The following is a 22,096-nucleotide window of genomic DNA, read 5'->3' as shown; positions in this document are numbered from 1 at the left end:
GGATGAAGTACCCTTATTTTAGCATCGAATTCTTGCGAATGCACGTTCTGTCAATAAAGAAACAGCCTGAGAATCCCCAGGCTGTTTTAATCAATTTTTCGCTAAACGAAGTGCTTGTTTGATCGCTTTGAATGCGCTTGAGTTGCCGTAAATCAATACACCGCCCTTGTAAATTCTGGCGCCGATGACAGCCAGTATGACAATGGTGAGCAGCGTGATTCCGATTCCGGCAGCAGCCTGCCATAACGGAATATCAAGCATACCGACGCGCAAGAACATAATCATTGGTGTAAAAAACGGAATAAACGAGGTTACCGTAATAAATCCTGCATCAGGTGCATTCAAGCCGAACATCGCGATCATAAAACCGGCGACAACCAATAGCGTCATCGGCGTGATCGTTTGCTGCACGTCCTCTATTCTGCTGACGACACTGCCGAGAAACGCGGCAAGTGTCGCGTATAAAAAGTAGCCGAGCAAAAAGAAAATCACAGCATAGATGACAGTGGTTGCTGATACGTCGGTCAGATTAAGAAATCCGCCGACAGATGATGCCGTTTCGCTCTTTTGGTTCAGCTTAAGCGACAGAGAGCCGGCTCCTATAATGATAGCAAGCTGCGTGATCCCGACGAGCCCGATGCCAAGCAGCTTTGCAAACATCTGCTGGATCGGCGGCATGCTTGAGATCAGGATTTCCATGACTCGCGAAGATTTTTCGGTTGCAACCTCCATCGCAATCATGCTGGCATACATAATCACAGAGAAATAAATGACGAACAGCATAATATAAACAAGCCCTACCGTCTGGCCCAGCTCTTCCTCAGACTTCGCACCCTCTTTCAGTGCCTCCTGCCCGACAGTAACGGGCGCATAAAGGCTGCTGATCGTTTCCTGCGAAACGCCGAGCTCCGCCGTTCCGACAGCCGTTTTGGTTTGCGTCAGCGCCTGCTGCAGCGTTTGGTACGTGCTTTCATCAGAAATCGTTAACGCTTTATATGTTCCTGAAATGGTTCCTTTTTCATCTCGTTTAATGATGAGCATGCCATCAAGCGCTTCATCTTTGACTTGCTTTGTGACTTCATCCTCCGATTGCTTCGATTGCTTCACATCAAGATCACTGTTTGTATCCACCGCTTTCAGCTGCTTCGAGAAAATCGGATATAATTCGTTTGTTTCATCAACAACGGCGATTTTTTCTTTCGCATTATCACCTTGAAACAAAGAAATGATCGACTCCAGATTCGTTACAACTAAAACAAGCAGTACTGTGATGACAGTCGAAATAATAAAGGATTTTGCCATAATCTTATTTTTATATGTATGAGAAAGCATGATCCAAAATTTATTCATAGACGGCCCCCACCTTTTCTATAAAAATATCATGCAATGACGGCTCTTCAAGCTCAAACTTTCTGATAAACCCTTTTCCTTGGAGCATAGCAAAGATCTCTTGAGAAATGTCTTCATTAGCGATCTGCAGCTTGACGCCTCCGGCCGTTTCCTTCCATTGGAGAATGCCTTCATGAGACTGCAAAAAACGCAGATCTTCATCGGCGTGAATGGTGACATTCTTTTTGCCGAAGGAACGCTTTATCTCCTTCAGCTTGCCTTGCACAACCGGCTTTCCTTTCTGCAGTATGCAAAGGTTCTCACATAGCTCCTCCACATGCTCCATCCGATGGCTAGAAAATAAAATAGAAACGCCGCTGTTTTTCAAAGAAATCACAGCCTCTTTTAACAGCTCAACATTGACAGGGTCCAGGCCGCTGAATGGTTCATCAAGAATCAGCAGCTCCGGCTTATGCAAAACAGCCGAAATAAATTGGATTTTCTGCTGATTTCCCTTCGAAAGCTCTTCAACCTTCTTATTCTCGTAATCTGTTATATTGAAGCGTTCAAGCCATGTGCCGAGCTCTTTTACAGCCTCCCGCTTCTCCATCCCTTTTAATCTGGCAAGATAGACGAGCTGATCCTTTACCTTCATTTTCGGATAAAGCCCCCGCTCTTCCGGCAAATAACCGATTTTGTTGCTGATACTGTAATTAACAGGGTGGCCCTTCCAGCTGATTGAGCCCTCTGTAATGCTTAATAAGCCAAGGATCATGCGAAACGTCGTCGTTTTTCCCGCTCCGTTTGCGCCTAAAAGACCGAACATTTGCTGTTCCGGAATGTCTAAGTCCAATCCGTCAACGGCTTTAAAATCTCCAAATGTCTTCGTTACGTGATCAATCTTAAGCACTGAATCTCCTCCTTCCCTGACCCATTATATACTAATATTGGATGGAACATAATAAAGGATTTTGATTTCCTTTTTAGAATATAAATGAAGAAGACTGATAAACCTTGAAAATGGAGGGGAAACCTGATGGCTGAATATTTCCTTACAGCTTTTGATCCTTCGGGGAAAACAGTGGTAAACGAGCGATTCGAGGCGAAAAATGAAGAAGCGGCTAAAACGCATGGTGAAGCCCTCTTAAAAGAAAAAGAGCTTCACAGTCATACCCATCGTTTAGTCAATGCAGCCGGAAAGCTGATTTTGTTTCACAGATGATCAGCTTTCCGGCTGATCTGTTACACTTGGAACTTCGGCTCCCGTTTTTCTAAAAAGGCACGGATTCCTTCTTGGTGATCCTTGGTCCTTCTCATTTTCTCTTGGGCGCTGCGCTCAAGAGAGAGCACCTTTTTCAGTTCTTCAAGCTGGAGGCTTTGAAAGATACCTTTCGTTTCGATCATCGCCAAAAGAGGTGAGGCCAAAAGGGTTTCGATAAAGGGTCTTGCGCCTTCCGCAGGGTCTCCGGCAAATGTCCCGTCAAGGAGCCCCATATCGGCGGCTTCCGCGGCGGAAAGTTTTTTCCCGCTCCAAATCAGCTTTTTCGCCTTCGCTTCCCCAATTCTTTTCTTCAGCAAATAATGCCCTCCGCCGTCTGGAACAAGCCCAATGCCGATAAAATTCATCGCGAGAACGGCGTTTTTTTCCGCGAGCACAATGTCAGCGCAAAGCGCCAAACTCAGACCCAATCCCGCAGCAGCGCCGTGAATAGCTGCAATTGTTACTTTCTTCATCTGATATAACGTCAGAGTGACAGCCTCAATCGTATCCATCAGCTGCTTAAATTGATCAGGGTCATGCTCTGATGTCATCATCCGGATATCTCCGCCGGCCGAAAAGCCTTTCCCCGTTCCTCTCAAGAGAACGATGAGCGCCTCGCTTGCAGCCGCCATTTCGACCGCCTCCTTCAATTCAGACAGCATCTGTTCATTAAGGGCGTGATGGGCATCAGGTCGATTCAGGATAATCTCGGCAACGGCTCCATTCACTTCATACTGAATAAACTCCATATGAAACACCTCCATGTATGCGCTTGCTTTTTTCCTTCACATATACATTCCCCGCCATCCTCAAATAAACCTTTTTATTTTTCAAGGTCAATAGATACTGAAAAATGCATATTGTTTGAATGGAAACATAAAGTTTTATATAGTGAAAAAGAAGGGATATCTTGACGAGAAGGGAGGAAAGGAACATGGATAAATTGCTGATCAGTTTTCTGTTAAGTTTATTTATGGTGTACTTTCCCCCTTCGGACGTGGTTCTGCCTTCTCAGTTTGAAGCAAGCACTGACAGCTATGTGCCTATGTCCTCATATCCGCAGGAAACACAATCGGCAAAAACGCCGTCGCCGGGCAGCATGCACCCGGCTGAGCTGATCAAAGAGTACAGCCCGCTGGCACAGTCTGTCAGGCAGCTCTCTGTCAAACCACTTGACGAACCGCTGATAAACAGGCTGGAAAAGGCTTGGGCCGTCCCTGTCAAATACCAGTCTAATTACCTCCGAATATAATTTGCTCAAGTTTTATTTGTAACTCACCCCATACTGCCAACACTACATTCGGAGGGATTTTCATTGAATATTAAAGAAAACGATCTGCCGGGCATCGGCAAAAAGTTTGAAATCGAAACAAGAAGCCACGAAAAAATGACGATTATCATTCATGATGACGGAAGAAGAGAAATTTACCGGTTTAATGACCGGGACCCGGATGAGCTTCTTTCAAATATTTCATTGGATGATTCTGAAGCAAGGCAAATTGCAGCTATTCTCGGGGGCATGGTCTATAAACCGCAAGCTCTGGAGTCCATCGAAATGGCCTTCAGCGATCTGATTATTGAATGGTTTAAGGTCGAAAAAGGCGCCAAATCGATCGGGCGCACACTCGGAGAGCTTGATGTCCGCCAGAATTACGATGTCACTGTTATTGCGATTATCAAACACAACCAGGAAAAGCTCCTAAATCCCGGAGCCGATTCGATTATTGAAGAAAATGACACCCTTGTCCTCTCAGGTGAGAGAAAGCATCTGAAGAAACTGATTCACGATTTTCTTTCTGGAGAGGGCGTGTGAGCCCCGATGGACCATCTTGTATTTGAAGTCGGAACTGCACTTGTGCTTGTGGCAATCGCCAGTGTGATCGCCAATAAAATTAAATTTTCGATTATTCCGTTTCTGATTGTGCTGGGAATGCTTGTTGGACCGCACGCACCGAAAGCGGGGATTATTGACCTAACATTTATAGAAAGCAGTGAAATCATCGAGTTTTTCGGGCGGATGGGCGTACTGTTCCTCCTCTTTTATCTCGGACTCGAATTCTCTGTCGGAAAGTTGATCAAATCCGGAAAATCAATCGCGGTCGGCGGAACGATTTATATCTTGATTAATTTCAGCCTCGGGCTGCTTTACGGTTTTATTACCGGGTTTTCCTTTCTGGAAACCCTCGTCCTCGCAGGGGTCATCACAATCTCGTCAAGTGCGATTGTCGCAAAAGTGCTCGTTGATTTAAAAAGAACCGCGAATCCGGAAACCGAGCTGATTCTCGGCATCATTATGTTTGAGGATATTTTCCTTGCCGTGTATTTGTCCGTTGTCTCCGGCCTTGTGTTAGGCGATGCGACATCAGTCGGGAGTGCACTCTTGTCCATTTTGATCGCCTTCGGTTATATGCTGCTGTTTTTTATCGCAGCAAGAAAACTCCCGCCGCTGTTGAACAAACTGTTGGACATTCGCTCAAACGAAGTGTTTATTATCGTCATTTTCGCAGCACTCTTTTTTATCGCCGGGTTTTCAGAGACGATTCATGTAGCAGAAGCAATCGGCGCGCTGCTGCTCGGTTTGGTCTTTTCAGAAACAGAGCATTCCGATAGGATTGAACACCTCGTTGTTCCGTTTCGCGACTTCTTCGGTGCGATGTTCTTTTTCAGCTTCGGCCTCAGTATCGATCCGTTTTCGCTTGGTGAAGCGGTTTGGCTTGCGTTGGGTGCAGTGATTTTGACCATTCTGGGAAATTTTATCGCCGGAATGGTGGCAGGACGACGCGCAGGGCTTTCTCATAAGGCTTCATCGAATATCGGGCTGACGATCGTATCGCGGGGAGAATTTTCGATTATCGTTGCGAATCTCGGAATAGCCGGCGGACTGTCGGCCACATTAAAACCGTTTGCCGCATTATATGTCCTCATTCTGGCGATTTTGGGACCGCTTGTCACAAAGGAATCAAAACGAATTTACCGCTTGCTGAACAAGGTATTTAAATGGAAGCCTGAGGTTCAGCCCGCAAAAAAACAGGGATAAAAAAAGCAGCACTGTAATCAGTGCTGCTTTGTCGTTTTTTCAAAAATCTGCTCTAAATATTTGATTTTTTCGTCCGTGTAGTGCTCGAAGCGCTCATTGTACGATTTCGGATCTTTCGGATTCGCAAAATGCGTGATTTTCCCTGTATCCCGATCAATAAATTTACTAGCAGCGCCGCAGCCGATTCCGATAATCGTCTGGACCTCTTCCATAATCATAATGTTGTAGATGCTTTCTTGTCCCGGCAAAGAGTATCCGACGTTTTCAAGGTTTCCAAGAATGTTTTTCTGGCGGTATAAATAATAAGGCACGTACCCATGCTCTTTCGTCCAGGCTACCGCGTCATCCATCATTTGAGAAACCTCTTCCCTGCCGGCGACTTTGTATTTATGCTTGTTTCTCGTCATTTCTGACGCCCGTTTAAAGGAAAGCGTATGAACCGTAAGAGATTCCGGCATCAGCTTTTCCGTTTCTGAAAGGCTGTGTCTGAATTCCTTCACGCCTTCCCCAGGCAAACCGATAATCAAGTCCATGTTGATATTATTCATGCCGTGCCGGCGTGACAGATGATATTTCTCAATGGTCTCTTCAACCGTATGATGCCGCCCGATCGCCTTTAGCGTTTCGTTTTCATAGGATTGCGGATTGATGCTGATCCGGTCAATGTCATATTTGTTTAAAACGGCGAGTTTTTCTTCTGTAATTGTGTCAGGGCGTCCGGCCTCCACCGTAATCTCGCGAATGTTTTTCACATCCGGGAAGGAGCGGACCATTTCCTCATACAGCAAATCCATTTCCTCCGCGGTAATGCTTGTCGGTGTCCCGCCGCCAAAGTAAATGGTTGTAACCTTGACATCATGCTCCTTCAGCCATTCGCCGATTTTCTGCATTTCGTAATGCAGCCCCCATAAGAAAGAGCCGACTCTGCCCGCCTGCCCTTGAATGGCGTATGCAGGGAATGTGCAATATGCGCACTTTGTCGGACAGAACGGGATGCCGATATAAATGCTGACTTCATCCTTTACTTGATACAAATCCGGTACTGCCTCCAGCTGTCGGTCAACAATTTCTTGCATTAACTCAATTTTCTCATCATGAATTAAATAGTCTTTTTTCAATTCAGTGTGAGCTTGCGCCTTCGGCATTCCGCTTTGCAGCTTTTTATGAAGCAGTTTTGTGGGCCGGATGCCTGTAAGAATTCCCCACTTTTGCGTGATGCCCGTATGCGCCTGAAGAAGATTGAGATACACATAAGAAATCGTGTTTTTCACTTGCTTAAAGGCTTCTTTTTCATTCATATCGGGAGAAAAAGATTTTGTATGCTGCTCCTTTATGACAGTTCCCTTCACTTCTCCCGAAACCGTCACATGCTCATCCGTTTGTGAGCAATCTAAAGAAATGACAAAATCTGCGGGCTCCTCTCCGCCGTACACAAGCTCGCACTCCTCATAAAACAAATTTGCAATATTTTGCAGAGGCCGATGCAGGCGGTCATCATGTATGCCTTCTATTTTAATTTGCAACTTCATCACCTAATTTATCAGATTCAAAACTTTCTTTAGTGTACAGAAATAAACCGTTAAAATCAATCCGGCAAAAAAGCCGCCGCACCTGTCAGGGCGCGAGCGGCTTTTTTTACACACGTTTCATGTGGAACTTATCAAGAAATCCTTTTCGCTGCTGCATTCGAAAATATTCCTTCATCATGTAAGCAACACCTTGCTCGTCATTCGACCTTGTGACCCAATCTGCCTTTCTCTTGATCTCCGGAGCGGCGTTCCCCATCGCTACCCCAAGTCCGGCAAGTTCAATCATCGGGAGGTCGTCATACTGATGCCCGATGGCCACGACATCATCCATAGTCAGGCCCAACTCTGAAGCGACAAGGGCCAGGCCGGCTTCCTTCGAGACACCTTTCGGGACGATATTCAGCTTCTCATCGTTTACGTGAATAACATCAACCGCAGGGAAGGCTTTCGTAATCGTTTCTGTGATGTCATGCTGAATGTCGTGCTCCGTATACACTTCGATGACAGGTGCACTTACCGGCTCATCCATGAGAAGATCGCTTAATGATTCAACGAACTGGACTGGATAAAAGATCGGGTCAGACGGATGAATAAGTGCTTTCCCCAATAAATTTGAATTCACCTTTTTCTTGTTTCCAATGGAATACTTCTCGTGAAGAAGCCGAATATTACATTGATAGCTCTCCAGCACTTGAACAATGTTAAAGGTGTGATCGTCAGAAATTCTTTTTTCAAAAAATGGGGCGTCTATTTTCTCAGCGATGTAGGACCCGCTATGGGTGATTAGCTTGGCATCAAGCTTCAGCGATTTTGCTATTTTCTGCGCTGAACGAAAATGGCGGTTCGTCACGAGTGTGACGTAGATCCCTTTTTTCTTAACATATTCAATCGCGTCTTTCGTTGCCTGATGAATTTTTCCGTTCGACCGAAGCAGCGCTCCATCTATATTTAAGGCAAGCAATTGTTTTGACACAGAGATGTCCCCCTCCTTGATGACTGTACTTGTGTATAGGATATGACCCTGTCTCTGTGTTTAGAACAACCTTTTCCGGAAAGCAAAAAAGCCTGGCTCAGCAGACTTTATGTTTGGCATAATGATAGGATACGATCGAAGCAGCCATTCTCCCTAATATCGTTATTTCGATTTACGAAAAATCATGTATCAGGAACCCCTTGTTTGACCGATGATGCGCTCCGCACACTTACTCTCTGTTGCTTATCCCCTCTATTTAACGGCATGATATGCGACCGTATCCAATTGAAATCTTGTAAGTGTAGGCGCTTTCAATGCCATTATCTCAGTTTTTCTTGCTGATGACAAGGGTTTTTTTAACTAAAAAAAGTATCCAAATGATGTATACTAAGGTAGGATTTGTTGTTAATTTTTGGAACCAATCGCTTGATACAGAACATACATTCCCATATAATATAAATAATAAACGAAAAAGCGGTGATCAGATGGCTGATTTAAAAGAAATATACAATGAAAAACTAATATCTCGATTGATACACCATATAAAGGCATCTTGTCCTGATTTTAACCAAGACAACTTCGAGGAACAATTGCTGCAGGAAGACTGGCCTGAACTCGCTTTAAAAGAGCGGATGCGCCGCATTACAGCTTCCTTATACGAAACACTGCCAAAACATCACAATGAAGCGCTCTCAATTTTACGGGATGCAGCCCCTCACTTTAAAGGACTCAGTGGAATTCTATTCCCTGATTATGTGGAACAGTACGGGTTAGCGCATTGGGAGGAATCAATAAAGGCATTGGAATACTTTACGCAATATTCTACCTCAGAATTTGCTGTAAGGCCTTTTTTGCTTTTAGATCAAGAAAAAATGATTGCACAATTTCTTAAATGGGCCGAGCATGAAAATGAACACGTGAGAAGACTTGCGAGCGAAGGAAGCAGACCTCGCCTGCCATGGGGAAAATCGATACCCGCTTTAAAATCGGATCCTTCCCCCGTTCTGCCGATCCTTGAGAAGCTGATGCAGGACGAGTCCTTATATGTAAGGAAAAGCGTGGCCAACAACCTGAATGATATATCAAAAACGCACCCTCATTTGCTGAGAAAAGTCGCAGATCAATGGTACGGAACACATCCTTATACCGATTGGATCATCAAACACGCCTATCGGACCTTATTAAAAAAGGGTGATAAACAGGCCTTAGCGCTTTTTGGTTATGAAAATGCTGAATCGATACAATTACATGATTTAACATGTCAATCCAGCCGTATAGTTATTGGCGAAAGCCTTGAATTTTCTTTCTCTATTCATTCAGACAGGGATCAAAAAGTAAGAATTGAGTACGGAATTGATTTTGTAAAAGCAAGAGGTCAGCGTCATCAAAAAGTATTTAAAATAACAGAAACAACTATAAGAAAAAACGAAACGAAGTCATACATAAGAGTTCAATCCTTTAAGGATCTAACTACCAGAAAACATTACAAAGGAATTCATACATTATCAGTGATGATCAATGGAGAGGTAAAAGACTCATTGGATTTCCAAGTTTGCTGAATGGAAAAAAATCCCTTCTTTTCCAAGAAGGGATTTTGCTGATTAGCCTTCGACACTGCCGTAAAGCTCTTCTAAAGGCTTCATAATGATTTTGTTCAATTCGCCGATCAGCATGCTCATGCGCTGCTCCGCTTCCATCAGCTGAGAAATTTTTTCGTGCTGCTGTACTAGCGCAACTGTTTTTTGGGCCTGAGTCACTTCTTCTTGTGTAATTTCTTCTCCTGCCATTTGTTTTTGCTGGAGTCTAAGCTGTACATCACGGAAGTTTTCGAACATGCGCTTCGCTGATTCATCTGCGTTTACTTCATCGTAAAGGTTTTTCAAACGGGTGAACTCTTCGCTCCCGCGTAATGCATTTTCCAGATCATATGCTACATCATAAAAATTAACTGCCATTGTGAATAGCTCCTTTCATCATTGCCGTTTAGACATACCACTCCACTATAACAGACTATGGAGCTCCTTTCATTATTCAAGAACCATGTCTTCTTAAAAAAGGGTGACAAACAACGCTTGAACTGCACCTATGATTCCGCCGAGAAGGCCTCCCAAATAGGTAATCATTTTAAATTCTTTTTTTGAAATGGACAGCACCATTTCTTCAAGCCGCTGCACCGGGAACTGATCCACCTGCTCCTTGACGATTTCCTCAAGGCGCATCCGTTTTAAGACACTTTCAAGATTAGCCGAAACCCCTTCAAGCAATTTGTCTAATAGTGCCGGCAGCATTTGCTCGGTCAGCTCAGATTCATAGCGGACGGTAAGTGTGCCAATCGTATTGTCGAAGAAAGGAGCAGTCGAAAATGTTTGCAGCACTCTTCGTTTCAGGCTAAAAATGAGCGCTTTTGCATTCCATTTTTCGTCTGCTTCATAAAACGTATACTCCCTCAGCTTGCCCCATTCGTTTTTCAAGAGATCAGAAAGCAGTTTATTTGTTTCCTCATTCCGCAAAAACTTCAGCAGCTCCGGCAGTACGCGGTCCGCAAGGCTTGTATTACCCAGAAACATTTGTACCATGCTTCCAAGCATGCCGCGTTCTTTTAAAAAGCCATCAATCATATTGCCGAGACGGATTTTTCCTTCATCACTTTCAAAATAACTGGCACTGCGTGACAATATATATCCTGAAATCATCGGGATCTTTTCCTCAAGCTTTTCCTGCACTTCCAAAGGCACCAGGTCTTTTAACGATTGGTGCTCGTATTGGCGGAAAAGCTCATTCAGTTTATCATCCGTCCAGCGGCTGATCCATGCGTCTGCCGCTTCATCAGGGCGCTTCACACCGGCTTTTTCAAGCGCTTCTTTTACTGTCACTTCAGAAAGTGACAGCTTTTGAATCAGCTGTTCTCCGACTTGAAGAGCCTGCGTTTTGGCTGCATCAGATACGAGCCGCTTTTTAATGCCCTCAGGGGTTAAGAGATGATTGACTACCATCAGTCCCATTTGTTTCGCAAGTTCATCCCGTCGTCTCGGAATCAGCCCGGGGGTAAAAGGGACTCGTTTTCCAAACAAATAGTACGCCTTATAGGGCCTAAATAGCATTTGAATTGCTAAATGATTGGTCACCGCGCCAATAGCAGCGCCGATCACGATCATAAAAATAAAGGTTCCTGCAATACCCATTCCTATTCATCTTCCTCCATCTGTCATTCAGCTTATTTTCATATAGATGATGTACCTATTCGTATTATAGATGCTCATGCAATCACTTAGCAAACGAGGAGACAAATTCCTGTTGTCAGAAAATCAGCTTGTTCTTTTGGAATAGGGCAAGGTGAAGAATCGTAATCTGTAAAGTAGAATACCGTCAGCTGCGTTCATCTTGAATGTATTTAGCGTAAAGCTGCTGACACCCGCCGGCAGCTTTTGAATAAAAGGGGGAGTCTCACCATGATAACACTCGGTTTTATGTCCTTAACCCGCCAGCATGAAGCGGACTATTCCGCAGAATTGGCCAAGAGAGCACCCGAATTTGGCATACGTTTCATCCGGTTTACACCGTTTGATATTTCTCCTGACACCTTGCGTGTCAAAGCATCGGTTTATCATTCGGCCAGCAGAACATGGAATGAAACTGAAATGGCAATTCCAGATTATATTTATGACCGCTGTTTTTACGGCAAGGATTCACAATCCCAAAAAGCAAAACCTATCGTTGAGTGGCTCAAAAAATATCCGAAAACGGAATTTATCGGGCGGGGTCTTCCCGATAAGTGGACCGTCCTTCATGATCTGCAGCAGCATGCTGTGATCAATCCTTATATTCCGGAAACGATGAAGGTGAGCCGTTATGAACAAATTCACTCCTTCTTATCCAAAGAAAAAGCCTGCATCTTAAAACCGGCATTCGGCGCAGGAGGCAGAGGCGTGATTCTTTTGGAGCTGGGCAAGAAAAACATTACCGCTACGTATCACATCGGAAAAGATAAGCAGACAAAAACCTTTTCCAACCAGGCTTCTTTTAAAACATGGTGCAAAAAAGTACTTCAGCACCAATATTTGCTTCAGCCTTACTTAAATATTCAGGATAAGGAACAATATCCGTGTGATATCCGCCTGTTCATGGAAAAAAACGAAGCAGGTGAATGGAATACAGTCGGAAAGGCAGTGAGACGCGGATACAAACACGGGCTGCTGGCCAACTTGTCTGGCGGATCTGATGCGCTGACATTTGATTCTTGGTTTGAAGATATACCGAAAAAACAGCAAGTGGTCTTACTTGATGACGTGTTCTCGATTACACAGTCGGTTCCGTATTATCTTGACGAGCGCTACGGGCCGCTGTTTGAACTCGGGCTTGATATATGCCTTGCGAAGGACGGAAGAATTTGGATCTTGGATATCAATTCCAAGCCGGGCAGAAAGTCAATCTTGCGTGTTTCTCCCGAGCAAAAAGAACAGCTGTACACTTGTCCCCTAAAGCGCTGCCAATATCTGTTTTCTGAGCAAAGCCAGAAAGGAGTTCTTCCGCGTGAATCGTAAACGGTTTTTGATCGGCATAGACAAAAACAGTGAAAATACCCTGTTCCTGCCCTCTTCGCTGAAGCGAAACGGACTTTTGCATGCCGCGTTCGGGACGAAGGTTGTCAGATGCCACGTTTCTTACAGACAGCACCTAGACCAAACCGTGCTTCTCTCTGAAAATCTATTTCATGAGCTTTTGCTTCCCCACCGAAGCAGGGCTGACATTCTGATTCATGACCATACGGTGCATATCGGGCCGCTAATCGGCATCTTTACGGCGGGGTTTACCGTATCTCTTGAGCGCCCTTTTAAGGATCGTTCTCTCTTTTTTTCTAAGCTCGTCACGTTACACGAGCAAGCCGGGGGCTACTGCTTCGTTTTTGGCGCGCACCAAATCAATTGGAAGGAAGGCACGATTGAGGGGCTCCTCTACAGAGAAAACGGCTGGGAGAAAAAAATCGTCCCACTGCCGAACGTCGTTTATGACCGTTTGCCAAACCGAAAAATTGAAGATTCGCTTCTCTTGCAACATACAAAAAAGAGACTGATCGATGAATATCAAATTCCATGGTTTAATAAAACGTTTTTCAATAAATGGAGCGTTCATCAACTGCTCGAACAAGATCCGAGAACAGCCCCTTTCTTACCGAAATCCGAGCTGACACCATCTGAGGAGCGGATTGATGAGCTCTGCGCTGCATACAAAAAAGTTTATATTAAACCGGCTAACGGAGCACTCGGCACCGGCATTTATCAGCTGACAAAAACAGACGACGGCCTGACGGTGAAACATACAAATGACGCCAAAACGTTTTCTTCAATCGATTATTCCGATGCCGCCGCATTTCTGGCAGAATTTCGAAAACAGCACGACCCGTCTGACTTTCTCATTCAGCAAGGTGTGGATCTGATCAAATTTCAAGGCAAACCAGCGGATTTCCGTGTCCATACGAATAAAAACAGAAAAGGGAAATGGACGGTGACAGCCATAGCCGTCAAAATTTCCGGAGAAAACAGCATTACAACACATCTTTCTAATGGCGGAATAGTAAAAACACTTGCAGAAGTGTACGATGATCCCGCTGAAAGAATTGAGGTCATTAAAAAGCTTTCTGCTGCGGCACTGACGGCAAGTCATGTGCTTCATGATCATATCGAGGGGTTTATCGGGGAGATCGGTTTCGATTTTGGCATTGATCAGAACGGTAAGGTATGGATGTTTGAAGCAAATTCACGTCCGGGCCGCAGTATCTTTTCTCATCCGAATTTGCATCATGTTGATTCTCTGACAAAACGAAGAAGCTTTGAATACGCGTCATATCTATCCGAGAAGGCGATCACCTCCCATGATGCGCTGTGGCCTTCGTAACCTGTCCCGCTTTTTTTGATAAAGCGGGCTTATCTTTGTCAAAATCTGGGACAAACTGCATCACAAAGACCTCTTCAATGATGTTTTGAAACAGTGGTACAATGAACACAATTCGTTCGTATTCAGGTCAATTGATATCAATTTTAAGGAGCGTGGCCGTAATGATTTCTCATTTCAGCTGGAAACCTTTGTTCCAAAAAGAAAAGCTGCCCGGATGGAGAATTTCGTTTTATTATAAAGGAACCCATTATGAAGGCATCTATCATAAAAGCGGTGAGATTGAATGGGGAGATTTGTTTCCCGCCCGCGCTGACGAGCCTGCTCTTACAAACGAGATACATGAACTGATGCTTTTTCATATTTATGACTAGCTTAGCCTAAACGGCTAAGCTTTTTTTATGCCTTCTCAAGATTTACCACTCAATTCTCCGCATGAGTTTCCGGCCATTTTAACATAATACTAGTAACAAGCCGGCAAGCATTGGGTTACGCCGAGCGGCAGTGACACCCGAGACGGGTCCACAGACTGGTGCAACTCCAGTTAACCCAACCATACTAAACAAAAAGGAGATTTTACACATGGCTAACCAAAACTCTTCAAATGACTTACTAGTTCCTGGCGCAGCTCAGGCTATCGATCAAATGAAACTTGAAATCGCTTCTGAATTCGGCGTTAACCTTGGAGCGGATACAACTTCCCGCGCTAACGGTTCTGTCGGAGGAGAAATCACAAAACGTTTGGTATCTTTCGCTCAGCAGCAAATGGGCGGCAGAGTTCAATAACAATTCAATATATGGCTTTAGAGGGCGCGGTTTCCGCGCTCTCTTTATATTTGTCACCCTTTTTTCCTACTCCACATACCCTAGAAAAAAAGGGAGGGAATAAGGGTGGCATTCATCGCCTTTGTGAATTGGGAGCTGGTTCAGTTCGTAAGTATATCCATGATTCATGAATATGTTTCCCATCGTTCTGTCTATTTGTACAGGTATTCTTTCCCGCGCTGTTCAAACTGAGAACATCCTTTTATAATGAGGGGCAAGGAGGTTTTTTGATGAAAATCGCTTTATTTGGTGCCAGCGGCCGCGTCGGACAAGCCTTTTTAAAACAAGCTGCCGCAGATGAACAGTTTGACATTTACACTCTGGTCAGATCTCAACATGCTGAGCTTCCCCTTCCAAAAGACCGAATCGGCATGGGGAACGCGCGCCTCCGGGAAGATGTGAAAAAAATTGTGAAAGATGCTGAAATCGTGATCAGCTGTCTCGGCACAGATGGTGATGATACCCTGTCCGCAGCGATGGCAAATATAATCGCCATTATGAAAGAACAGCATATCAAACGGCTGATTACGATCGGTACTGCAGGCATTCTTGATTCCCGATATGAACCAGGAAAATACCGGTTTGAAACAAATGAATCGAAACGAAAGCTAACCCGCGCAGCCAAGGAGCATGCAAAAGTATACGAAATGCTAAAAGATTCCTCGTTAGACTGGACAATTATCTGTCCCACTTACCTCCCGGACGGAACAGCAACCGGCGTTTATCGTACAGAGCGTGACGTTTTGCCGGAGGGCGGCACGAGCATTTCGGTCGGCGATACTGCTGATTTTCTATATCGTGAGCTCGTTACAGGAGAGTACGTCGGATACCGCGCCGGACTGGCTTATTAACTACATAAAAAAACCCAAAACATGATTGTTTTGGGTTTTTGAGCGTTATGCAATGGAATGTTTCTGCCCCTTTTGCAGCTCATACATTTGATAATATTGGCCTTTGACTGCCATCAATTCCTCATGATCTCCTCTCTCAACAATTTCTCCTTTATCGAGGACCAAAATCTGATCCGCGTTTCTGATTGTTGAAAGCCGGTGAGCGATGACGAAGGTGGTGCGCCCTTGTTTGACGACATCAAGCGCCTTCTGGATCACGGCCTCTGTCTCTGTATCAATGTGCGCCGTCGCTTCATCTAAAATCAAAATGGCGGGATCAAATGCCAAAGCTCTTGCGAAAGAAATTAACTGCCGCTCTCCAGAGGATAGCGTACTCCCTTTTTCAATCACGGGTTCATTAATGCCTTTTGGAAGCTTTTCCAGAAGCGGCTCGGCACCGACTTGCCGCAGTGCTATTTTGATATCTTCTTCGGTCATTCTTTCGTCATCCAGACTTACGTTAGATCCGATCGTGCCCGAGAATAAGTACGGGTCCTGAAGCACAATGCCCATATGGGATCTGAGTTCCTGTCTTGACATGTTGTAAATGCTTTTCCCATCAATCAGAACATCCCCTTTTTGCGCATCATAAAAACGAAACAAGAGATTCAAAATCGAGCTTTTTCCTGATCCGGTATGGCCGACAAGCGCTACGGTTTCGCCTTTTTGCGCGGTAAAGGAAATATGTTTTAATACCTCTTCACCATCTTGATAAGCAAATGACACATCACGAAATTCAACCCGCCCCAACGCGCGCTCCTTCGCCGGTTCACCCGCTTCTTCCGTATTCTTTTCTTCAAGCAGTTCGAAAACACGCCCGGCAGAAACCCGTGCCAGCTCCAGCTTTGAAAACTGATTGACGATGCCTGTGATCGGCTGAAATAACCGGTTTAAATAATCGACAAACGCGTACAGCACACCGACGGAAACAATCCCAGCCGCATTCAGGCTTGCACCGCCAAAATGCCAGATCAAACTGACAAACGCAAGGTTCCGGATCACATTGACAAGATTATGGGACATTAAGGAGTTTAGATTCAGCATCCTGTTTTGAAAATAAAAATGAGATTCATTTAATTCCTCAAATTCTCTCATTGTTTCCTTTTGATGACGGAAAGCTTGAATAATTGTCATGCCTTGAATGGACTCATTCATTTTTGCGTTAATGTCACTGTTGATCGAGCGGATTTTTTGATTGTAATAAGATGCGTATTTCCGGTATATGACCGACCACAGCCAGATAATCGGCACAATTGCCAAGCACACAAACGCGAGCTTAACATCCAGCAGAAACAAAGCCGTGAATATCCCGAACATATAGATTCCGCTTGTCACAAATGTTGACAGCACTGTGACATACAAATCCCTGATGGCCTCCGTATCATTGGTAATCCGCGCAACCACTTTGCCGGCCGGAAGGTTGTCAAAATAGCGAATCGGCATTTTCTGTATGTGCGAAAACACGTCCTGCCTCATCTTTTGAATAATCCGATTGGCGCTCATCTGCAGCAAATAATGCTGTCCATATTGAAAGAAAACCGAAAACACAAGCAAGCCCCCATACAGGCAGATCAAAAACACCATTCCCTTTATTTCCGGCTGATAGAACTGGAAAAGCTCCTCTTTTGTCAGCTTTTCGGCAGCATATGTCCGGCTCTTGTCTCCATTTGTGATTGTCAGCTTTCCGTCAGAAACCGTTCTGTTCCCGTCAAAGCTGACAGCCTGATCAACAAAATAGAACGCCATTCCCACTTGATAAATATGCGCTTCTTTTTCTTGAGAAACAGATCCCCTGATACGGTCTTCTCTGGCATAAGAAGTGCCATGGAACTGAACGGCGTTTTTATCTTTTTCCTCAGCTTCATACCATGTTTTTTCAATGCCAAGGATATGGTCGTCAATCATTTTTTTGCCGATAAACGGCCCGGTCAGTTCTGCCCCGACGGCGACCGCAAGCAATAGGACGGCAGTGATCAGCAATTTTCGATATAGGAGTGCGTATCTCCATAACGTTTTTCCTGTTTTCATGCCCCTGCTCCCCCTTCTTCCGCAGTGAACAGCTGCTGTCTTTCATATTGTTCCCGGTACCACCCATTATTCGCCATTAGTTCTTGATGCGTGCCTCTCTCAGAAATCACGCCGCCGTCCATCACAAGGATCAGATCAGCATGCTCTACCGCGGATAAACGGTGCGTCAAAATAAATGTCGTTTTTCCTTTGCGGTTTTCTCTGATATTCCTGATAATCGCTGCCTCTGTTTTGGCATCTACGGCAGAAAGCGAATCATCCAGGATCAAAATCTCCGGATTCGCCATAAGTGCTCTCGCAATCGAAATTCTTTGTTTTTGCCCGCCGGACAGCGCCACCCCTTTTTCACCAACCATCGTCTCCAAACCGGATGGGAGCATGTGTAAATCTTTTTCAAAATGTGCTTCGGCAATGGCTTGCTTAACCTCTTCATCACTTGCATCCTGTTTTCCGTATAAAATATTTTCTTTTACCGTCCTTGAAAACAGCAAATGATCCTGAGGCACATATCCGATCCATCCGCGGAGCCGGTCAAGAGGGATCTGCTGAATCGGCACGCCTGAAAATGTGATACTCCCTTCACCGGCAGGGTACTGGCGCAAAAGCTGCTTAATAATCGTTGTTTTTCCGCTCCCGGTTTTACCGGAAATCCCGACAGTCTGCCCTTTTCTTACCATAAACGAAATATCTTGAATATTGCCGCTTGTTGAGCTTGGATATGTAAAGCTGACATGGCTGAAAACGATATCTCCAGGCTCTTTCAATTCAACGGGCTGCTTTGGGTCCATCACGTCCGGTTGATAAGAAAGGGTATCATTTACCCGGTCTAATGACGCATTGCCCCGCTGCATCACATTAATGAGTTCACCGATTGCAAACATCGGCCAAATCATCATGCCGAGATAAACATTAAAGGAAACAAGCTCGCCAAGCGTCAGCTCGTTCCGGAACACAAGAAACGCTCCGTAGCCGAGCCCGATCAGATAGCTGGCACCGACAAGCAGCTTGACTGTCGGCTCAAACAGCGAATCAATAAAAGCCACTTTCATATTTTTCTGATAAACATCTGCGGTCATTTCATTAAACCGGCGGACATCATTTGTTTCCTGTACATACGCGCGAATCACCCGGACGCCCGAAACAGATTCAAGCACCCTGTCATTCAGCGCCCCAAACGCATTTTGGGCCTCCGTAAACCGTTCATGAATTTTACTTCCGTATAGACTGATTGCAATCGCCATAATAGGAAGCGGGATAATGGCGGCAAAGGTCAGCTTCCAGCTGATCAGAAATCCCATCGTCAAAAAGATCGTCATCATAAACATCGTAGAATCGACTAATGTCAAGATGCCAAACCCCGTCGTTAAACTGACAGCCTGAAGATCATTCGTCCCCCGTGCCATCAAATCGCCTGTCCGGTTTTTTTCATAAAATGGCGGCGACATGGCCAGAAGATGCCCCATCAGCTTCGTACGGAGAATTTTCTCCATCACATTCGCTCCACCGAACAGCTGGTGCATCCAAAAATAAGACATGACATATACGACCGCCGTCAGCACAAAAAAGATACCGATATAAAACAGCAGCCCTTCCGCAGTAAACGCCCCCGATTTCATATCATCTATGGCGTTCCCCAAGAGCTTAGGCGGAAACATTTCAATGACATTGACTCCTAATAAAAGCACAATTGCAATCGTATAGCGCAGCCAGTGCGCTTTAAAAAACCAGCCAAGCTTTTTCAATACTGAAAACATCGATCCCCATCTCCTTTATCTCATCAGCCGCCTTCTATTTTTTCCTTGCTGCTTTTTTCGTTTAGTTTGACATGAGCTGCCCTCGCCTCTGTATTTGTCTTCACATCCCATACACCTGTCTTTCCTTCAATTTTGTATATAAAAAAGGCATGAAGCGTCAGCTCCATGCCTTTTTTAACCGATATGATATGCACAGCGCTTTTCAGCGCGCGGCTAGACTGAAAAAACCGTTCAATCAAACAGAACATGGGGTTTGCCGCACCAATATGAAACTGTTTTGTAAACACGCAAATTCCTTGGCATAGCAAACCCTCCTTCCATTCTGATTTCATCTTTTTTTCATCATATAAACAAAACCTTTTTTTGTCAATCATTACTTGAATAGGAAAAGGTTAATTGTACTCGAATCCGGGTATTGTGTTGTAAGACGTTTTTGAAAGGGTGAGAATGATGTTTCATGCTGACCGTATCATCGTTGCGTTTGACGGAAGTGAAAATAGTAAGAAAGCGCTGCAGACAGCCATCGATCTTGCTAAAACCGTAAATGCTGCCATTACCGTCGCCCATTCACATGATATGAAAGACAATCAGACCATCATCGACCCGCCGAGGCCTGCAGCAGGGGCAAGCTATATTGGCGGAGGCATGACAAGTGTTCCTGATCCGCTGATATCAGATGTTGCACCACCTGAGCCAATGATCTATGAAGATCGTACGGAAGAAGTCATCGCCGAAGCCAGAATGATGCTGAATGACCAGCAGGCTGATGGAAATATTGATATATTAGAAGGCGATCCGGCTGAATCAATTATCGAGTATGCAAACCGCATTTCTGCCGATATGATCGTAACCGGAAGCAGAGACCAAAACAGGCTGAAAAAGCTAATATTCGGAAGTGTAAGTGAAAAGCTATCAGCGAAATCGGATATACCCGTCCTGATTGTAAAGTGAGCACGCACTGTGCTCGCTTTTTTAAATTCATAATTGTGAAAAAACATAGATATTCGTTTTTTTCTGTTATAATGCTTTCGTGCCCAAAAGCACAAAAGCATTAAAGATAAATATGGGGTGTTATTTTGGATTCTCAAAAAAAGCTGACGTTTCCGTTAGCCGTCGGTTTATTTATATTTATGTTAGGAATCATTATTTCTTGCTTATTCTTGCTTCATACAGAACCACATATTCCGCTGTTTCTATGTGTTATCATGCTTTCAGCTGCTGGTTTATGGTTCGGTTTTTCCTGGAAATCCTTAGAAAAAGGGATTACAGATGGGATCAAGAACGGCGTACAGCCAATTATCGTTCTGGCGCTGATCGGCATCTTAATCGGCGCTTGGATGTACAGCGGCGCAATACCGTCCGTAACGGTTTATGTCCTTTCCTTTATTGAACCCAGCCACCTTCTTTTGACTGCTTTGTTTTCCTGCATGATCATCAGCACGCTTGTCGGCTCAAGCCTGACAACTGTGAGCACGATTGGGGTCGCGCTGATCGGAGTGGCGAGCGCGGCCGGCGTTCCGCTTGAATGGACGGCAGGCGCGGTCATATGCGGCGCATGCTTTGGTGATAAAATGTCGCCGATGTCGGACACAACCAATTTTGCCGCCGGCATAGGCGAAATACCAATCTTTGAACACATTCGCCATATGATGGGCACTACTATTCCGGCTTTGCTCATCACCGTCGTGCTGTTTTACTTTCTCGGTTTATCTGTGTCAGCGGACACTGCTTCAACCGATGATATTCAACATGTCATAACCGGAATCAAGGATGCCGCAAACGTAACGCCGTGGGCGCTTCTTTCACCGCTCTTAGTCGTTTTGCTGGCGGTTAGGCGTGTGCCCGTGATTCCCGTGCTGACTGCCGGAATTATTTCCTCGGGAATTTTGACTGCTATTTTTGTACCTGACAGCAGCCTGCAGGCGTTTATGACAGCTTTGCAAAATGGCACGACGTTCGAAACTGACAATGAGGCCGCCGCTAAAATTATCAACAGAGGCGGACTGCAATCCATGATGGGCTCAGTCTCGCTCATTATGATTGCTTTTGCACTCGGCGGGCTGATGGAGAAAATCGGATTGATTTCCGCGCTATTGGAAGGTGTTATGAAAGGCATCCGCTCAAAAGGCCAGCTGATTGCGGCAACTGTCTGTTCAAGCATCGGCATCAATTTGGCAACCGGAGAACAGTATCTTTCAATATTAATACCGGGACAATCATTTAAAACCTTATACGACAAACAAAACATCCAGCGAAAATTTCTTTCCAGATCCTTAGAGGACGGCGGGACATTAATGAATCCGTTGATCCCTTGGGGAGTATGCGGTGCTTTTATGGCGAGCGCACTTGGTGTTCCCGTCATAGACTATATCCCGTTTACGTTCTTCCTCTATATATCGCCGATGATGTCAATTTTGGTTGGATTTATTAAAAAATAAAAAGAGCTCCGTGCAAGGGACTGACCCCATAAGATGAGACAAATAAAAACACCTTCAAGTTTGAAAACGGATGATTGTTATCCGAAATTAGACTTGGAGGTGTTTTTTCTATGGGGACAAGAGTGAGTTATCCGGTTGAAGTG

General features: G+C 44.8%; 22 protein-coding genes and 1 pseudogene. 13 read left to right on the top strand and 10 right to left on the bottom strand.

Translation table 11 applies throughout. The annotated features are described in order from the left end of the window. Window positions 1–90: 90 nt before the first annotated feature. Window positions 91–1,350, bottom strand: a complete 1,260-nt coding sequence (locus tag AC0DBE_RS20120; protein ID WP_242734533.1) for an ABC transporter permease — start codon at window positions 1,348–1,350, stop codon at window positions 91–93. After that, window positions 1,343–2,239 (bottom strand): ABC transporter ATP-binding protein, encoded by an 897-nt coding sequence (locus tag AC0DBE_RS20115; RefSeq protein WP_072182740.1) that lies wholly within the window; start codon window positions 2,237–2,239, stop codon window positions 1,343–1,345. Before AC0DBE_RS20115 ends, AC0DBE_RS20120 begins: the two co-directional genes overlap by 8 nt. Window positions 2,240–2,365: 126 nt before the next feature. Between AC0DBE_RS20115 and AC0DBE_RS20110 the strand changes: the two genes are divergently transcribed. Continuing rightward, the gene (locus tag AC0DBE_RS20110) at window positions 2,366–2,551 is read left to right on the top strand and encodes a YhzD family protein (protein ID WP_061188280.1); all 186 of its coding nucleotides are present in this window, start codon (window positions 2,366–2,368) and stop codon (window positions 2,549–2,551) included. A gap of 20 nt (window positions 2,552–2,571) precedes the next feature. Here AC0DBE_RS20110 and AC0DBE_RS20105 read toward each other — a convergent pair whose 3' ends face one another. Continuing rightward, window positions 2,572–3,339: an enoyl-CoA hydratase gene (locus AC0DBE_RS20105; RefSeq protein WP_061188279.1), complete on the bottom strand. Its 768-nt coding sequence runs from the start codon at window positions 3,337–3,339 to the stop codon at window positions 2,572–2,574. A gap of 185 nt (window positions 3,340–3,524) precedes the next feature. Between AC0DBE_RS20105 and khtS the strand changes: the two genes are divergently transcribed. The 3 genes from khtS to khtU all read left to right on the top strand — a co-directional run bounded on the left by khtS (window position 3,525) and on the right by khtU (window position 5,627). Further along, complete coding sequence (gene khtS / locus AC0DBE_RS20100) at window positions 3,525–3,842, top strand: K(+)/H(+) antiporter modulator KhtS (RefSeq protein WP_015383234.1); 318 nt, start codon at window positions 3,525–3,527, stop codon at window positions 3,840–3,842. A 63-nt stretch (window positions 3,843–3,905) separates the two neighbouring features. Continuing rightward, a complete protein-coding gene (khtT, locus tag AC0DBE_RS20095) occupies window positions 3,906–4,403 on the top strand; it encodes a K(+)/H(+) antiporter subunit KhtT (protein ID WP_003233269.1) in 498 nt (165 codons plus the stop codon). 6 nt (window positions 4,404–4,409) lie between these two features. After that, the gene (khtU, locus tag AC0DBE_RS20090; RefSeq protein ID WP_472963526.1) at window positions 4,410–5,627 is read left to right on the top strand and encodes a K(+)/H(+) antiporter subunit KhtU; all 1,218 of its coding nucleotides are present in this window, start codon (window positions 4,410–4,412) and stop codon (window positions 5,625–5,627) included. 17 nt (window positions 5,628–5,644) lie between these two features. Here khtU and AC0DBE_RS20085 read toward each other — a convergent pair whose 3' ends face one another. Beyond that, window positions 5,645–7,150: a coproporphyrinogen III oxidase gene (locus tag AC0DBE_RS20085; protein WP_472963524.1), complete on the bottom strand. Its 1,506-nt coding sequence runs from the start codon at window positions 7,148–7,150 to the stop codon at window positions 5,645–5,647. A gap of 112 nt (window positions 7,151–7,262) precedes the next feature. Then, complete coding sequence (locus tag AC0DBE_RS20080) at window positions 7,263–8,129, bottom strand: Cof-type HAD-IIB family hydrolase (protein WP_472963522.1); 867 nt, start codon at window positions 8,127–8,129, stop codon at window positions 7,263–7,265. Window positions 8,130–8,614: 485 nt separating this feature from the next. Between AC0DBE_RS20080 and AC0DBE_RS20075 the strand changes: the two genes are divergently transcribed. After that, entirely contained in the window at window positions 8,615–9,688 is a 1,074-nt protein-coding gene (locus tag AC0DBE_RS20075; RefSeq protein WP_472963520.1) for a DNA alkylation repair protein, read from the top strand. A gap of 42 nt (window positions 9,689–9,730) precedes the next feature. Here AC0DBE_RS20075 and AC0DBE_RS20070 read toward each other — a convergent pair whose 3' ends face one another. Both AC0DBE_RS20070 and AC0DBE_RS20065 read right to left on the bottom strand, forming a co-directional pair. Then, a complete protein-coding gene (locus AC0DBE_RS20070) occupies window positions 9,731–10,084 on the bottom strand; it encodes a YlbF/YmcA family competence regulator (protein ID WP_003224239.1) in 354 nt (117 codons plus the stop codon). A 93-nt stretch (window positions 10,085–10,177) separates the two neighbouring features. Further along, window positions 10,178–11,311 (bottom strand): DUF445 domain-containing protein, encoded by a 1,134-nt coding sequence (locus AC0DBE_RS20065; protein WP_014113217.1) that lies wholly within the window; start codon window positions 11,309–11,311, stop codon window positions 10,178–10,180. Between the two features lie 267 nt (window positions 11,312–11,578). Between AC0DBE_RS20065 and spaC the strand changes: the two genes are divergently transcribed. From spaC to AC0DBE_RS20035, 6 genes are all read left to right on the top strand, one after another. Then, window positions 11,579–12,670, top strand: a complete 1,092-nt coding sequence (gene spaC / locus AC0DBE_RS20060) for a spore coat associated protein SpaC (RefSeq protein ID WP_014113216.1) — start codon at window positions 11,579–11,581, stop codon at window positions 12,668–12,670. Further along, window positions 12,660–14,021: a YheC/YheD family endospore coat-associated protein gene (locus AC0DBE_RS20055; protein WP_014113215.1), complete on the top strand. Its 1,362-nt coding sequence runs from the start codon at window positions 12,660–12,662 to the stop codon at window positions 14,019–14,021. The genes spaC and AC0DBE_RS20055 overlap by 11 nt, the downstream gene beginning before the upstream one ends. Window positions 14,022–14,173: 152 nt before the next feature. Beyond that, entirely contained in the window at window positions 14,174–14,392 is a 219-nt protein-coding gene (locus AC0DBE_RS20050) for a YheE family protein (protein WP_072566014.1), read from the top strand. A gap of 208 nt (window positions 14,393–14,600) precedes the next feature. Then, window positions 14,601–14,804 (top strand): beta type acid-soluble spore protein SspB, encoded by a 204-nt coding sequence (gene sspB, locus AC0DBE_RS20045; RefSeq protein ID WP_003233287.1) that lies wholly within the window; start codon window positions 14,601–14,603, stop codon window positions 14,802–14,804. 105 nt (window positions 14,805–14,909) lie between these two features. Then, window positions 14,910–15,035: a hypothetical protein gene (locus AC0DBE_RS20040; protein ID WP_014113213.1), complete on the top strand. Its 126-nt coding sequence runs from the start codon at window positions 14,910–14,912 to the stop codon at window positions 15,033–15,035. Window positions 15,036–15,073: 38 nt separating this feature from the next. Beyond that, window positions 15,074–15,694 (top strand): NAD(P)-dependent oxidoreductase, encoded by a 621-nt coding sequence (locus AC0DBE_RS20035; protein WP_472963515.1) that lies wholly within the window; start codon window positions 15,074–15,076, stop codon window positions 15,692–15,694. Between the two features lie 45 nt (window positions 15,695–15,739). Here the strand turns inward: AC0DBE_RS20035 and bmrD are convergent, their stop codons facing one another. From bmrD to AC0DBE_RS20020, 3 genes and pseudogenes are all read right to left on the bottom strand, one after another. Continuing rightward, complete coding sequence (gene bmrD / locus AC0DBE_RS20030; protein ID WP_472963513.1) at window positions 15,740–17,761, bottom strand: multidrug resistance ABC transporter ATP-binding protein/permease BmrD; 2,022 nt, start codon at window positions 17,759–17,761, stop codon at window positions 15,740–15,742. After that, on the bottom strand, window positions 17,758–19,515 hold the full coding sequence (gene bmrC / locus AC0DBE_RS20025; protein ID WP_472963511.1) for a multidrug ABC transporter ATP-binding protein BmrC: 1,758 nt from the start codon (window positions 19,513–19,515) through the stop codon (window positions 17,758–17,760). Before bmrC ends, bmrD begins: the two co-directional genes overlap by 4 nt. A gap of 128 nt (window positions 19,516–19,643) precedes the next feature. Continuing rightward, window positions 19,644–19,802: pseudogene (locus tag AC0DBE_RS20020) on the bottom strand (hypothetical protein); the annotation flags it as partial. Between the two features lie 163 nt (window positions 19,803–19,965). On the opposite strand from AC0DBE_RS20020, the gene AC0DBE_RS20015 reads away from it, so the two are divergent. Together AC0DBE_RS20015 and nhaC are read left to right on the top strand one after the other, a co-directional pair. Continuing rightward, complete coding sequence (locus tag AC0DBE_RS20015) at window positions 19,966–20,466, top strand: universal stress protein (protein WP_014113208.1); 501 nt, start codon at window positions 19,966–19,968, stop codon at window positions 20,464–20,466. Between the two features lie 125 nt (window positions 20,467–20,591). Further along, window positions 20,592–21,953 carry a Na+/H+ antiporter NhaC gene (gene nhaC / locus AC0DBE_RS20010; protein WP_461719829.1) on the top strand — a complete coding sequence of 454 codons (1,362 nt, stop codon included), beginning with the start codon at window positions 20,592–20,594 and terminating at the stop codon, window positions 21,951–21,953. The last annotated feature ends 143 nt before the right edge of the window (window positions 21,954–22,096 follow it).

The organism is Bacillus sp. VA15, from assembly GCF_055721145.1.
Note: the sequence above shows the minus strand (reverse complement) of the source record. Positions and strands in the feature narration are given on the sequence as shown.

Excerpts from the sequence above, each read along its gene's own strand:
- AC0DBE_RS20120 (WP_242734533.1), bottom strand. The coding sequence starts at position 1,350 with ATGAATAAATTTTGGATCATGCTTTCTCATACATATAAAAATAAGATT.
- AC0DBE_RS20110 (WP_061188280.1), top strand. The coding sequence starts at position 2,366 with ATGGCTGAATATTTCCTTACAGCTTTTGATCCTTCGGGGAAAACAGTG.
- AC0DBE_RS20105 (WP_061188279.1), bottom strand. The coding sequence starts at position 3,339 with ATGGAGTTTATTCAGTATGAAGTGAATGGAGCCGTTGCCGAGATTATC.
- khtS (WP_015383234.1), top strand. The coding sequence starts at position 3,525 with ATGGATAAATTGCTGATCAGTTTTCTGTTAAGTTTATTTATGGTGTAC.
- khtU (WP_472963526.1), top strand. The coding sequence starts at position 4,410 with ATGGACCATCTTGTATTTGAAGTCGGAACTGCACTTGTGCTTGTGGCA.
- AC0DBE_RS20075 (WP_472963520.1), top strand. The coding sequence starts at position 8,615 with ATGGCTGATTTAAAAGAAATATACAATGAAAAACTAATATCTCGATTG.
- AC0DBE_RS20070 (WP_003224239.1), bottom strand. The coding sequence starts at position 10,084 with ATGGCAGTTAATTTTTATGATGTAGCATATGATCTGGAAAATGCATTA.
- AC0DBE_RS20065 (WP_014113217.1), bottom strand. The coding sequence starts at position 11,311 with ATGGGTATTGCAGGAACCTTTATTTTTATGATCGTGATCGGCGCTGCT.
- spaC (WP_014113216.1), top strand. The coding sequence starts at position 11,579 with ATGATAACACTCGGTTTTATGTCCTTAACCCGCCAGCATGAAGCGGAC.
- sspB (WP_003233287.1), top strand. The coding sequence starts at position 14,601 with ATGGCTAACCAAAACTCTTCAAATGACTTACTAGTTCCTGGCGCAGCT.
- AC0DBE_RS20035 (WP_472963515.1), top strand. The coding sequence starts at position 15,074 with ATGAAAATCGCTTTATTTGGTGCCAGCGGCCGCGTCGGACAAGCCTTT.
- bmrD (WP_472963513.1), bottom strand. The coding sequence starts at position 17,761 with ATGAAAACAGGAAAAACGTTATGGAGATACGCACTCCTATATCGAAAA.
- bmrC (WP_472963511.1), bottom strand. The coding sequence starts at position 19,515 with ATGTTTTCAGTATTGAAAAAGCTTGGCTGGTTTTTTAAAGCGCACTGG.
- AC0DBE_RS20015 (WP_014113208.1), top strand. The coding sequence starts at position 19,966 with ATGTTTCATGCTGACCGTATCATCGTTGCGTTTGACGGAAGTGAAAAT.